12 protein-coding genes and 1 pseudogene are annotated in these 13,884 nt (G+C 46.0%); 10 read left to right on the top strand and 3 right to left on the bottom strand.

Going from position 1 to position 13,884, the window contains the following annotated elements:
• The first annotated feature begins 333 nt into the window (after positions 1-333).
• Together K2Q13_RS11160 and K2Q13_RS11165 are read left to right on the top strand one after the other, a co-directional pair.
• Positions 334-1,476 (top strand): annotated as a pseudogene (locus K2Q13_RS11160) (TIGR03032 family protein).
• Entirely contained in the window at positions 1,445-1,999 is a 555-nt protein-coding gene (locus tag K2Q13_RS11165; protein ID WP_292921185.1) for a hypothetical protein, read from the top strand. The pseudogene K2Q13_RS11160 and the gene K2Q13_RS11165 overlap by 32 nt, the downstream one beginning before the upstream one ends.
• Before the next feature lie 177 nt (positions 2,000-2,176).
• On the opposite strand, the gene K2Q13_RS11170 is transcribed toward K2Q13_RS11165, so the two are convergent.
• Entirely contained in the window at positions 2,177-3,103 is a 927-nt protein-coding gene (locus K2Q13_RS11170; RefSeq protein ID WP_292921186.1) for a bestrophin family ion channel, read from the bottom strand.
• A 212-nt stretch (positions 3,104-3,315) separates the two neighbouring features.
• Here K2Q13_RS11170 and K2Q13_RS11175 point away from each other — a divergent pair, with 212 nt between their 5' ends.
• The 5 genes from K2Q13_RS11175 to K2Q13_RS11195 all read left to right on the top strand — a co-directional run bounded on the left by K2Q13_RS11175 (position 3,316) and on the right by K2Q13_RS11195 (position 9,255).
• Positions 3,316-4,500 (top strand): alpha/beta fold hydrolase, encoded by a 1,185-nt coding sequence (locus K2Q13_RS11175; RefSeq protein ID WP_292921230.1) that lies wholly within the window; start codon positions 3,316-3,318, stop codon positions 4,498-4,500.
• A 112-nt stretch (positions 4,501-4,612) separates the two neighbouring features.
• Positions 4,613-4,951: a cupin domain-containing protein gene (locus K2Q13_RS11180; protein WP_292921187.1), complete on the top strand. Its 339-nt coding sequence runs from the start codon at positions 4,613-4,615 to the stop codon at positions 4,949-4,951.
• A 30-nt stretch (positions 4,952-4,981) separates the two neighbouring features.
• Positions 4,982-5,335, top strand: coding sequence for a Spx/MgsR family RNA polymerase-binding regulatory protein (locus K2Q13_RS11185; protein ID WP_292921188.1), 354 nt, complete (start codon positions 4,982-4,984; stop codon positions 5,333-5,335).
• A gap of 174 nt (positions 5,336-5,509) precedes the next feature.
• Entirely contained in the window at positions 5,510-8,032 is a 2,523-nt protein-coding gene (locus tag K2Q13_RS11190) for a 3-hydroxyacyl-CoA dehydrogenase/enoyl-CoA hydratase family protein (RefSeq protein WP_292921189.1), read from the top strand.
• Between the two features lie 23 nt (positions 8,033-8,055).
• Entirely contained in the window at positions 8,056-9,255 is a 1,200-nt protein-coding gene (locus tag K2Q13_RS11195; protein ID WP_292921191.1) for an acetyl-CoA C-acyltransferase, read from the top strand.
• A 23-nt stretch (positions 9,256-9,278) separates the two neighbouring features.
• Here the strand turns inward: K2Q13_RS11195 and K2Q13_RS11200 are convergent, their stop codons facing one another.
• Entirely contained in the window at positions 9,279-10,316 is a 1,038-nt protein-coding gene (locus tag K2Q13_RS11200; RefSeq protein WP_292921192.1) for a COX15/CtaA family protein, read from the bottom strand.
• A 52-nt stretch (positions 10,317-10,368) separates the two neighbouring features.
• On the bottom strand, positions 10,369-10,812 hold the full coding sequence (smpB, locus tag K2Q13_RS11205) for an SsrA-binding protein SmpB (RefSeq protein ID WP_292921194.1): 444 nt from the start codon (positions 10,810-10,812) through the stop codon (positions 10,369-10,371).
• 88 nt (positions 10,813-10,900) lie between these two features.
• On the opposite strand from smpB, the gene K2Q13_RS11210 reads away from it, so the two are divergent.
• The 3 genes from K2Q13_RS11210 to K2Q13_RS11220 all read left to right on the top strand — a co-directional run bounded on the left by K2Q13_RS11210 (position 10,901) and on the right by K2Q13_RS11220 (position 13,771).
• Positions 10,901-11,338, top strand: coding sequence for a type II toxin-antitoxin system RatA family toxin (locus K2Q13_RS11210; RefSeq protein WP_292921195.1), 438 nt, complete (start codon positions 10,901-10,903; stop codon positions 11,336-11,338).
• Positions 11,335-11,634: an RnfH family protein gene (locus tag K2Q13_RS11215; protein WP_292921196.1), complete on the top strand. Its 300-nt coding sequence runs from the start codon at positions 11,335-11,337 to the stop codon at positions 11,632-11,634. Before K2Q13_RS11210 ends, K2Q13_RS11215 begins: the two co-directional genes overlap by 4 nt.
• A 199-nt stretch (positions 11,635-11,833) precedes the next feature.
• Positions 11,834-13,771, top strand: a complete 1,938-nt coding sequence (locus tag K2Q13_RS11220) for an ATP-dependent DNA helicase (protein ID WP_292921197.1) — start codon at positions 11,834-11,836, stop codon at positions 13,769-13,771.
• Positions 13,772-13,884: the final 113 nt, after the last annotated feature.

Here is a 13,884-nt window from a genome sequence, read left to right on the forward strand (position 1 = left end):
AGATATTGTAATGCTAGCTTAGCCTTGACTGTAACAAATATTTTTTATTAGATTAATATTTTGGTTGGATTTTTTTCAGGAACTCAGAGAGGGATTCAACAAGATATTTGAATTTCACAAAATTGATTGGAGCCTTGATCAAAAAAGTCGATGCCTGATATAGATGTGGTCAAAAATGTCTGATTTTGCGGATATCACTATACCCCCCATACCAATGGACCGACCTCATGCAATAACTCCTTCGTATTGAGCGATCGATTCATGGCGCTGCAATCAACTTCCAATACGCCGTCCGCCGTTACCATGCGGGGATCGGATCATCTTTACCAATAGCTGGAAAATGAGCAAATCAGCCTTGCATTTACCACCTATCAGACCAATCGGTTATTTCTAGTCGGGCGCAAAGCCAATGGGCGCCTGGCAGTCAACGAGCGCTTGTTTGATAAGCCGATGGGACTATATGCCAGCGGTGAAAATCTTTACATGGCGACTCGCTACCAAATCTGAGAATTGGAAAACCGCCTGGCACAAGGCGAGCAACATCAAGGCAGCGACCGTTTATACGTGCCCAGTCAATCCTATACAACGGGTGACTTGAATGTGCATGATGTAGTGGTGACCCAAGCACAACAAATACTCTTCATCAATACTGATTTCAGTTGCCTGGCAACATTGCAAGCAGGATTCAGCTTCGCCCCTGTTTGGAAACCGCCATTTATTACCAAACTAGCAGCAGAAGATCGTTGCCATTTGAATGGTCTGGCGATGCAAGATGATCAACCAATGTACGTCACCGCATGCAGCGCTACGAATGAAGCGGCAGGCTGGCGTAATCATCGAATGGATGGCGGTGTGGTGATGCACATTCCCAGCAATGAAATCATCGCCACGGGTTTATCGATGCCACACTCACCGCGCTGGTATCAGGGCAAGTTATGGTTGCTTAACTCCGGCACCGGCGAATTGGGTTATTTGGACGACCATAAATTTGTATCGGTCACATTCTACCCAGGCTTTGTGCGCGGCCTTGCGTTCTGGAAAAACTATGCTTTGGTAGGGCTTTCACAATTACGTTCTAAAACTTTTACCGGCTTGACGCTGGAAACTCGCCTTAGCGATCAGAACATGACAGCTCAATGCGGCTTGGCCGTAATCGACTTTAATACCGGTAACCTTTTACACGCATTACACATTGGCGGAGTCGTTGAAGAATTATTTGATGTTGTGGTGTTGCCCGATGTGCGCCAGCCTATGGTGATTGGTTTTCAAGATGACGATATTGATCGGCTGATTTCTTCCCCCGATTCGGGTGGATTGATGATTACTAAGCCGACCATGAAACGCCCTGGATTTGGTCAATCGACGCAGGTGGCTGGTTTGCCACGCGCTTCACAATCGGCTGATTCTGCAGATATAGCTGAATGGTGGTGCAGGAAAAGATACTTTGGACGGAGGAACCGGTCGCGAGACTCTTGATGGCGGATTTGGCGCGGATTTACTCAAGGGTGGATCTGGTGATGACAATTATGTGGTCGATAGCGCAGGTGACAGCGTGATCGAGGCTGCGGGTGGAGGTATCGACGCAGTTAGCAGCAATATAACGTATGCATTACCCGCTCAGGTCGAAAACCTGATTTTAACGGGAATATCCGTTATTAACGGTACCGGCAATAGTCAGGCCAATCAGATCACAGGAAACTCTGCTAATAATCAATTAAAAGGTGCAGCGGGTAACGATATTCTCGACGGGCGGCAAGGCGCAGACACGCTGACCGGCGGAATGGGTAACGATATTTTCAGATTGACCACGATGGGACATGTGGATGCGATAACGGACTTTAACGTTGCCAATGACACGATCCAGCTTGAGAATGCCATCTTCCCTGCTTTGACGGCAACAGGCACTTTAGCCGCCAGTCGATTCAGAATCGGTGCTGACCAATGCGGATATCGTGATGATTTGATCTGGATTGCTAGTTTTGGGAGAGTTTTTGGATAAACAGCAAATTCCTATGCTAGCCAGAAAAAGAAGGGATAGCATTAAGATCAGCCTAAACTTGATTTTGATGCTAATCCGGTAATGAGTAAACAGACGTAAGGTCGATTTTGTTTTAACGAGTAATAGGCTTCCAAGCTGATGGCGTGTTTAAATACGACCGCTAGTCGAGAACAGGCATCACATCAGCACGCCACCTTCCGGTTCTAGCGGCGCAGGGATGGAAGATTCTCCCAGTTGTTGTTTTAAGTCAATTTCGATATTACGACAAATGGCAGACATTGGGACGTCTTCCATTTTTCGTTCAAAGGGTTCTTCGGTGCGTTGTCCAATACGCTCAGTGATCGTAAAAATTGAAGCCAAGATTACATAAATCGGTAAAGTCCCCCATCCAAGGTGCTGGACAAGCCCTAGTGGGAGTAATAGCACAAAAATCCAGACGAAGGATTTGGTGAAAAAACCGTATTGGCGAGGCAATGGCGTGGTTTTGATTCGCTCGCAACTGCCTTGAGCAGCAAAAAATGCTTTGATTGATTCCATCAGTCCGAAGATATAGGCTTGTTCGTCAATCCAGCCCGTCATATTCAGCTCCTTTAATCGTTGAGCCTGCCGGTGGTTCAATTGCGCTGCTTTATTCGCCGCCTTGCTCAGTTCTTGATATTCTGAATCGGACAAAAAAGGTTTTAGTTCTTGCCAGGTTTCCTCGCGCCGCAATTGCAAGCGAAGGGCATTTAAAAAAGCCAGGTGCCGATAGATGATTTCGGTATGGATGTTTGTTATGGTTTCTTGAAGTGCTGGTATTTGCGAATTTGGATAGCGAACGTATCCCATCACCTGAGAAGTAAAATTCCGTGAAGCATTTGTCAGGCTACCCCAGGCAGTCCGAGCTTCCCAGTATCGATTGTATGCTTCGTTATTCCGAAAACCCAATAAAATCGCCACGGCGATTCCAAATACACTGATTTCTGCATCAGGAAAAGTTAAGTTTTCAAAATAAGAACGTGCATTTAATGCACAGACGAGATACCCATATGCAAGGTAAAACAGGATATTCCACCCATCAATTTTGAGTATCCATTTAAGTCGTATTGTTCGTTGTACAATCATAGATGGTTTTTCTGTTAAATGTGGGATTAAAAGAAACTTCAACGCAAGCTGGAGAAGAATTCTGCAAATATTCGTTCAAGCGGTCATTAGCAGATATTGGAAAGTGCATTGACTAAGATTCATGGTATACCGTTTAAAATTTTTTGTGTATGCAATTATCCAGTAGAGTAGAGCTGCAACCAATACAGGCTGTACGCTGGCTTAGCCGAGTGATGATTTTGACAGGTATGGTTTTGTTTCTGGTGTCGCTATCCGGCTGTGTACATCAAAAATTCGTCAATGAGACTTATCCTCGTTGGGGGAAAGAAGTTCGAATTGATCCGTCCGATGGTGATGGGTCAATGATACTGCGAACACTCTCTCCATCGGATTCTGCTAAAACCTTTGCTTGTGTGTTATTGGTTCACGGCATGAACGAGCATATCGGACGCTATGGCGAGGTGGCGCGTTATTTTGCCCAGCAGTTTATGGTTGCGGGTTTTGATCATTATGCGCATGGGTTGTCCAATCCGATATTGCGACAAGCAGATTTAGCGATAGTGAACGGTGCAGGTAGACAAGAAGTCAGCGATGCTTACCTAGCGCAAACGACGCTGAAGGACTTGCAACCACTTCGACGCAATCTGGATCGGGCGCTTAGAGAAACGATTACGCAGTGCGACAAAGAGAGCGATCCGGGACGTCCATTATTTATCGTTGCACATAGTTTGGGTGCTTTGGTGACGGCTTCTTACTTGATACAGCTGCAAGATGAGGTTGATCTGATCAAGCGCGTGCGCGGGGTCATTTTTCTGGCTCCTGGATTTGCCGTCAGTGAACCGCCGGGGTGGCGCGGTTGGGTGGCTAATCCGTTGATCAAAATGTCTTTTCATGCTGAAACGCATTTCTTGCACCCCCAGGATGAACCCTTGCCTTTGTTAATTTTTAATCAGGCACTAGCGTTAGTGACTGTGCCCATTTTGGACAGCTTGTTTGAAATACTGTCCTGGCCTGGTTTGCGCAGCCTTGTGACACCTATTGCTCCGGATTGGGTGCAGGATTATTTGACCGATAGTGAAGAAGAAAAGGCACACCTGCGGGCTGATGGCTGGGTTGTTCGCCGTAGCTTGCTGCGTTTCGTGAAAGGTATTGAAGCAGAGATTGTGCATTTCCGCCTCCAAATGACACAATTTACAACACCTTATTATCTGGTGTATTCGGAGCAGGATCCGATCACGCCAGCATGGGGCAGCAAGGATTTTGTTCATGCGACTATACAGCATCATCCTGATAACGAAATTCTGACGTTTCCCAACTCTCACTATCACCAGCATCTGTTTTTAAAAGAACCTGCGCGTACCGAGCTTTTGAGAAATATTGTGCAATGGATGGAGCATCGCTTGAATGCGTCGGAATGATCACTGGCATGCGGTATCAGTGCCACGATTGGTGGTCTCGACTAATGTGATCCTTTATACTTGTCATGCTGTTTAAAAGCACAGTCTGAATAGAATGTGAGGTGATAGAGACATGATGAAGGCAGCATTATCGGAACTGATGCAACGTATACCCGGCAAAGCGAGTGCGGAATGGCCCATGGGTGAGCCTTTTACGCTGGCATTTGCGCATGGCACCATGTCGGTTGAAGTTTATGCACCCAAGGATACCGATATACAAACGCCGCATGATCAGGATGAGTTGTATTTTATCCAATCCGGACAGGGCGAGTTTGTGGTGGCTGGAGAACGCCATCCGTTTGAACCGGGCATGGTGTTTTTTGTTGCCGCTCATGTGGAGCACCGCTTTGAAAACTTTTCCCCGGATTTTTGTACCTGGGTTGTGTTCTGGGGGCCGAAAGGTGGCGAATAATTATTTTACACACTGTGAGTTATAACGATTATGCTCAAATTTTATGGCTATAAGCAGTGCGGCACCTGCCGCAAAGCGGAGCAATTTTTGCAGCAGGCCGAAATTGATTACGAATTCCTTGATATCACCGAAAATCCACCAGCTGTTGATGAACTAGCCGCTATTGTTGAGCGCGCCAATGTTTCACTGAACAAACTTTTTAATACCAGCGGGGTGCAGTACCGCGAATTAAAAATCAAGGAGCAATTGCCCGCATTATCTAGCCGAGAGATACTCACGATACTTGCTGGCAATGGTCGTTTGATCAAAAGACCGCTGATTACCGATGGGGAACGTGCAAGCGTAGGTTTTGACGCTGAGAAATTCGCGCTTATCTGGGGTTAACATTTTTCAATTGCAATTCTACGCTCAGGCGTCGGTGGTGTGAAGCGCTGCAGGTATTATTCCTAGCTTCAAAAATAAACAAGCTTGCGCTTTAGGTTCCATGCTTGTACTCTTTCAGCCACGATCAATACGAACAGTGTCTTATTCCATAACCGGATCAAGCAGGAGGCGAAATTGAGAAATCAACGGTTTTTAGTGCGCAAGGCGGCGGTATTAGGGGCTGGTGTGATGGGCGCGCAGATTGCGGCACATCTGGTCAATGCCAATATCGAAACATTGTTGTTTGAGTTACCAGGGGATACAGATAATCCCAATGCCAATGTAATTAAGGCGGTGGAGAAACTTAAAAAGCAAGAGCCTGCTCCGCTATCGATCAAAACCAAAGTCACCTGCATTCAACCGGCGAATTATGATCAACATCTGGAACGGCTCAAAGACTGTGATCTGGTGATCGAAGCGATTGCCGAACGGATGGATTGGAAACGTGATCTGTACACCAAGGTTGCACCTTATCTGGGTGAACATACGATTTTTGCCAGCAATACCTCAGGACTATCGATTAATCAATTGGCAGAAGCTTTTCCAGAAGCATTGCGACACCGCTTCTGCGGCATACATTTTTTTAATCCGCCACGCTATATGCATCTAGTCGAGATGATTCCTTGCCAAAACAGCGATGCGGCTATGCTTGATCACCTGGAAGAATTTCTGGTGACTGATCTGGGCAAGGGGGTGATACGTGCCAAAGACACCCCCAATTTTATTGCCAATCGTATCGGCGTGTTTTCTCTGTTAGCGACCATGTATCATGGACGGGAGTTTAATTTTGGATTTGATCTGGTTGATGCATTGACGGGCTCGCTGATTGGGCGTCCTAAAAGCGCAACATTCCGCACTGCGGATATCGTTGGTTTGGATACTTTGGCGCATGTTATCAATACGATGCGCGATACGTTGCCAGGTGATCCCTGGCATCGCTATTTTGCGGTGCCGGATTGGTTGCAAGGCCTAATTGATAAGGGCGCGCTGGGTGAGAAGGTCAAGCGCGGGGTGTATCAGAAAATAAAAAATGAAATTCATGTGTTTGATCTGCCATCGCAAACATATCGTATGTCTGCGGGTGAAGTGGATGAAGAACTGAAGCGATTGTTGAAATACAGCACTCCTGCAGAAAAATTTGCTGCGCTACGCAATAGCCAGCAGCCGCAAGCGCAGTTTTTGTGGTCAATATTCCGCGATTTGTTTCATTATTGTGCGGTGCAACTGGAGGCGATTGCCAATAATGCACGTGATCTTGATCTGGCGGTGCGTTGGGGATTTGGCTGGAATCAAGGGCCGTTTGAAATCTGGCAAGCAGCGGGATGGAAGCAGATTGCCACCTGGATTCAGGAAGATATCGCTGCTGGTAAAAGCATGAGTCAGGCGCCATTGCCGCAATGGGTAATGACGATTGCCGCAAGCGATAAGCAAAGCGTGCATACTGACCAAGGTTCTTTTGCTCCAGGTTCTGGCGAGCTACAACAGCGTTCAACACTGCCAGTGTATCAACGCCAGCTTTTTCCTGATCGATTAGTTGGCGAAGAAGCGGTATATGGCCAAACCATATTTGAGACTGATGCCGTAAGAATGTGGCATAGCGGCGATGGCATTGCCATACTCAGTTTCAAAAGTAAAATGCATACGATTGGTATCGATGTGCTGGAAGGCGTGCAACAAGCAATTAAGGAAGCTGAAAAAGATTGGCGTGCCCTGGTGATCTGGCAAACAGAGCCGCCGTTTTCCGCCGGTGCTAATTTGCAAAAAGCCACCGAGCGACCTAAGCCGGATGCACAGCATGGTGGTAGTGCGCCGCCACAGCCACCCACTGCATTTCAGTCATTCCTGAAAAAATTCAAGAAGTCAGCGCAAGCCACAGTGCTGCAAGTGGCGCGAGAATTGGATCTCGCTGATGCGTTGATGGCCAAGAAACTGGCAGAAGTGGAAGCAATGATCAAACAGTTTCAACAAGCTTCGCAAGCGCTACGCTATTCGATGATTCCGACTGTTGCCGCCGTGGATGGTTTAGCGTTGGGTGGTGGATGCGAATTTGTCATGCATTGTGATCGTGCTGTTGCAACATTGGAAAGTTATATTGGTTTGGTGGAAACTGGCGTTGGGTTATTGCCTGCGGGAGGTGGATGCAAGGAGTTTGCCATGAGAGCAGCACATAAAGCCAAGGACGGCGATCCTTTTCCGTCACTCAAATATTATTTTCAGACCGTAGCGATGGCAGAACTGGCCAAAGGCGCAGAGCAAGCAAAAGATCTCGGTTATTTACGTCTTGCTGATATGGTAGTGATGCATCGTTTTGAATTGTTGCACGTGGCTAAAGCACAGGCGTTAGCATTAGCAGAAGCGGGCTATCGTCCGCCCTTACGCGCGCGCGAAATTCCGGTGGCGGGTAATACTGGCATTGCAACGATCAAAAGTCAGTTGGTCAATCTGCGCGAAGGTGATTTTATTTCCGAGCATGACTATCTAATTGCCAGTAAAGTAGCGCATGTCATGTGTGGCGGTGATTTAACCCCCGGCAGCTTGGTCGATGAAGATTGGTTCCTGGAGTTGGAGCGGGCAGCATTCATGGAGTTGCTGGCAACCGAAAAAACCCAGGCGCGTATTGCACATACACTGAAAACCGGTAAACCACTTAGAAACTGATATCACGATTCACGGAGAATCCTATGACTAAGCAAACTCAAGAAGCCTATATTGTAGCTGCTGCACGTACTCCGGTGGGAAAAGCGCCGCGCGGCATGTTCAAAAATGTACGCCCTGATGACATGCTGGTGCATGTGTTGCGTGCGGTGATGAAACAATGTGAGGGGCTTGATCCGACAGCGATTGATGATGTGATTGTCGGTTGTGCCATGCCGGAAGCAGAACAGGGCATCAATGTTGCGCGTGTGGCGTTGTTATTAGCAGGTTTACCCAATAGCGTGGCTGGCATGACAGTCAATCGCTTTTGTGCGTCGGGCCTGCAGTCGGTCGCTTTGGCTGCGGATCGTATTCGCCTCGGAGAAGCCGATGTGATGATTGCGGGCGGTACTGAAAGCATGAGCATGGTACCAATGATGGGCAACAAAGTTTCCATGAATCCAATGATGTTTCAACATGAAGAAAATGTGGCGATCGCTTATGGGATGGGCATGACCGCTGAAAAAGTGGCCGAACAGTGGAAAGTATCACGCGAAGATCAGGATGAATTTGCCCTGACCAGTCATCAGCGTGCCATAAAAGCCATCGAATCTGGTGAGTTCCAACAGGAAATCGCACCTTATCCGGTGGACGAGAAGCGCCCTGATTTGGTTGCGCATAACGTGCGTGAAAAAGTTATCGTTAAAAACAAAGACGAAGGGCCGCGAGCCGATACCAACCTAGATGCATTGGCCAAATTGAGACCGGTTTTTGCTGCAAAAGGTTCGGTGACTGCAGGAAATAGCTCGCAAATGTCGGATGGTGCCGGAGCAGTGGTTCTGATGAGTGAGGCTGCGATGCAACGTTTTAATCTGTCCCCATTAGGACGATTCATTGGATTTTCGGTTGCAGGTGTGCCGCCTGAAATTATGGGTATTGGCCCGATCAAAGCCATTCCCAAAGTGCTCGCACAAACCGGAATCAAGCAGGATGATTTGGATTGGATTGAGTTAAATGAAGCATTTGCGGCGCAAAGTCTTGCCGTGATACGTGATCTGGAACTGGATCGCAATAAAGTAAATCCTCTGGGCGGTGCAATTGCATTGGGTCATCCGTTAGGGGCAACGGGTTCAATCCGGGTAGCCACATTGCTGCATGGATTGCGACGCCATAAGCAGAAGTACGGCATGGTGACTATGTGCATTGGTAGCGGTATGGGGGCAGCAGGAGTGTTTGAGGCCCTTTAACAAGTCAGATAAAAGCGGGGCAATCAAACCTGCCCGGCTTTTGATGTGTCACGGAAACGGTGACTGACCCATAAGGATGCTGCAAATAGCATTACTGCGCCACCCTGATGGGAAGCTGCCAGATGGATTGGTACCACCTTCAATAACGTTGTGATACCTAAACTGATTTGCACTACCAGCATTAGTAGAAAAAGATTACAAGCAAGGCGTGTAGTACCGGAAAGTTCAGCCTTGTGCGCTTTGAACCAGAATAGCGGGACTAAAAAAGCTAATAGCCACGCAATCAATCGATGGTCGAATTGCACTGTAGTGATATTATCAAAGAAATTTCGATACCACGGCTCCAGGATGAAGAGATCTGGTGGAATCAAATACCCATTCATTAACGGGAAGGTGTTATAAGCTAAGCCAGCGCGAATACCAGCAACAAAACCGCCGGACAGGATCATAATAAAAATTAATGACGTGAGGCTATAGGAGAATCTGCGCAAGCTTTGAATTTTTTCGCTGGGCCTGGAGTGTTCGCTTTGTGGTGTGAGTAAGCCCAGAGCAACCCAAAACATTGCGGCAAAAATCACAAAGGCCAGCCCAAGATGCGCGGTGAGCCGATACTGACTGACATGCGGATCGTTAACCAATCCGCTCATGACCATGTACCATCCCATAAATCCCTGCAATCCTCCCAGAATAAATATACCTGTCAACTTGATCCCCAGGGATCGATCGATACTTTTCTTAACCAGAAAATAAACAAAAGGGACAAAAAATACTATACCGATAAGCCGTCCCAGTAGGCGATGAAAGTATTCCCACCAGAAAATGTTTTTAAATTCGTCAACACTCATACCTTTATTAATTTTTTGGTACTGAGGGGAAGAGCGGTATTTCTCAAGCAGCACGTCCCAATCTTCCTGCGTGATTGGAGGCATGGTGCCCACGATAGGTTGCCACTCGACAATCGAGAGTCCTGAATCAGTTAACCGCGTAACGCCACCAACCACTATCATGGCAAATACCATGACACAACAAATAAGCAACCAAGTCGCAATAGGTTTTTGCATAATCGTAAAAGTTATTAAATAAAATTAAATCGATGAATTGTAGTAAATTGTTTCATTTGTTACGCATCAAGCGTTGTTTAGTGCGTTCCCATTCTTTTTCTTTCTCGGACTCGCGCTTATCATGTTGTTTTTTGCCTTTGGCTAAGCCTATCTCCAGTTTAATCCTGCCTGCTTTATAATGCATATCCAATGGAACCAGAGTATATCCTGCGCGTTCGACTTTGCCGATAAGTCGTCTAATTTGTTCTGCGTGCAGCAACAATTTGCGTGTGCGCACCGGGTCAGGGTTAATATGCGTGGAGGCGGTCTTAAGCGGACTAATATGGCTGCCAATGAGATATAACGCGCTGTTTCGAATAATGACATAAGCTTCTTTTAGCTGAACCCGACCATCGCGTATGGATTTGACCTCCCATCCTTCCAGCACTAAGCCTGTTTCGTATTTTTCCTCGATAAAATAATCGTGAAAAGCTTTTTTATTTTGTACTATACTCATACAGGAATTAAGCGGTGGGAATGACTAAAATTAGGCATATTTTATCAGTTTTTCGGTGTTTCCTCATTGATATGGGTTGATTTACTTTATGGCAGAAATAGAAAAATCAGTTTTGGTTGAATACTCAGCCAGTCAAATGTTTGCATTAGTCGATGATGTTGAGGAATATCCAAAATTCCTTCCGTGGTGCGGCGGCACTTCGGTAGATCCGCAGGATGAGGTGACTACGCATGCTACAGTTAAGATTGACTATCATCATATCCGACATAGTTTTACCACTAAAAATAAGCGCTTTCCGCCTGACTTGATTGAAATGAGCTTGCTGGATGGCCCCTTTGAGCATCTGGATGGTTACTGGCAGTTTGTTCCATTATCCGATAATGCGTGCAAGATAAAATTCCGCTTGCACTACACTTTCTCGAATAAAATCCTGGAGAAACTGGTGGGGCCGGTGTTTCACATGATCGCGAATAGCTTCGTCGAATCTTTTGTTGACCGGGCGGAAGAAATCTACGGCAAGAAATGACTGTAGTACTTCAGATTGAAATTGCCTATGCACTGCCTAATATTCAAATTCTGAAAAAAATCACTGTACCGTTGGGTTGTACGGTTGAGCAAGCACTTGCAATTTCAGAGATTTTACAGAAATTCCCAGAAATTGATCTAGCCAAAAATAAGTTGGGTATTTTTGGAAAATTTGTGCGATTAGATACGCAATTACATTCTAACGACAGAATCGAAATTTATCGCCCGTTGATAATAGATCCGAAGGAAATCAGACGAATGCGCACTAAAAGTTCGGTACATTCAGATAATCGGTGACCTTGGTTACCATCACTGAATAACTCTTTCTTTTGGATAGTTTCTAATGAATTTATTCATCCCGAAAGTTACATGTTGTGCTTATTGATATCTTGAATTTATATTGTTTCATTCTAATTATTTCAATCTTGCCCGAAGATATCATTTCCAATAAATTGTGATGCTTGTATAGCCTTGGAATTTCGGCAGATCTGACTCTATGCTTGATATTGATTCCATTTTTTCATCCGATGGCGTACTTTCTAATCACATTACGGGGTTTCGTGCGCGTTCACAACAATTAGAAATGGCGCAAGCTATTGCAGTAGCGATCGCCAAGAACGAGGTTCTGGTTGCTGAAGCGGGCACTGGAACAGGCAAAACTTTCGCCTATTTGGTGCCAGCCTTGTTAGCGGGTGGTAAAGCAATCATATCCACAGGAACAAAGACGCTACAAGATCAATTATTTAATCGTGATATTCCGACATTGCGCGCAGCACTTAAAATGCCGGTTACGGTTGCATTATTAAAAGGGCGAGCGAATTATATTTGTCATTATCACTTAGAAAAAAGCCTGCAGGATACGCATTTGAGCTTTATCAATCGGGACGAGATCCAATATCTACAAAAAATAGAACGTTACGCCAACATCAGTAAAAGTGGTGATAAAAGTGGCTTGAGCGAAGTGCCTGAAATGGCTGCCATTTGGCAGCATGTGACTTCAACCCGAGATAACTGCCTGGGTTCCGAATGTCCAAACTATAAAAAATGTTTTGTGATGGAAGCGCGCAAGCAAGCATTAGTGGCGGATATAGTAGTGGTGAATCACCACTTGTTTTTTGCCGATGTTATGCTGCGTGATGAAGGATTATCTGAGTTGTTACCCGCTTGTAATACGGTCATTTTTGATGAAGCGCACCAATTGCCGGAAACGGCCAGTTTATTTTTTGGTGAATCGATAAGTACCGGTCAATTGCTGGAGCTTGCGCACGATGTCAAGCTGGAAGCAATTCAGGCTGCCGGTGATTTTGTGCAGCTGCCAGAAGCAATTGCCGCCATGGAAAAAGCTGCACGTGATTTGCGTTTAACCATCAAGGAAGACAACACACGGTTGTCTTTGTCGGCGGCAAATCAACAGACGGATTTTAATGTGGCACTGGATAAGCTACTGGAGCAATTCATTGATTTGGTAAAACTACTGGAAAGTCAGGCAGAACGATCTGAAGGATTGGAAAACTGCCGGCAGCGAGCAACCAATCATTTGTATTTAATCCAGCGCTGGCGTAATGAAACCGAAATGCAAGACCATGTTCGCTGGATTGAAGTTTACCATCAGGCATTGCAACTCAATGCGACGCCACTATCGATTTCTGAAATCTTCCAAAAGCAATTGATGGCATCGCCACGCGCCTGGATTTTTACTTCAGCAACATTGTCGGTTAAAAAGGATTTTTCCCATTACAATAATCAAATGGGATTGAATACAGCACAAACTGCTTGTTGGGACAGCCCATTTAATTTTTCTGAGCAGGCGCTGCTCTATGTGCCACTTGGTTTGCCGGAACCACATCATAAAACTTATATCGATCAGGTTGTTCAATCGGCATTACCGGTGCTGCGTGCCAGCCGCGGGCGCGCTTTTTTCCTTTGCACCAGTTTACGCGCGATGCAGCGTATTTATGAGCTATTGCAGAACTCCGATGACTTTGGTGATTTCCCGTTACTGCTTCAGGGGCAGGGTTCGCGCTCATATATGCTAGAGCGATTCCGCACACTAAATAATGCAATTTTGGTGGGTAGCCAATCTTTCTGGGAAGGGGTTGATGTGCGAGGGGAGACGTTATCGCTGGTTATCATTGATAAACTGCCGTTTGCGCCCCCGGATGACCCGGTTTTATCAGCGCGCATCGAGAAAATTAATAACGAAGGCGGCAACGCTTTCATGGAGTACCAACTGCCCCGAGCAGTTATCAATCTGAAGCAAGGTGCCGGACGGTTAATCAGAGATGAAACAGACCGCGGTGTGTTGATGATTTGTGATCCGCGTTTGACAACAAAAGCTTATGGCAGACAAATATGGCAGAGTTTGCCCCCTATGAAGCGTACTCGGGATTTGGCAGAGGTCGAACGCTTCTTTTATGCTGATGAAGAGAATTGATTTTTTAATTTGGAATGATCTATTTTACCAATGATATTAAAATCTTAATGATTTCCGATAGCACGAATAACACAAAGATCAGGCCAATATTAAACATAATGCAATGATATGTG

Origin of the sequence: Nitrosomonas sp. (assembly GCF_019752095.1) — a bacterium.
GTDB lineage: Bacteria > Pseudomonadota > Gammaproteobacteria > Burkholderiales > Nitrosomonadaceae > Nitrosomonas.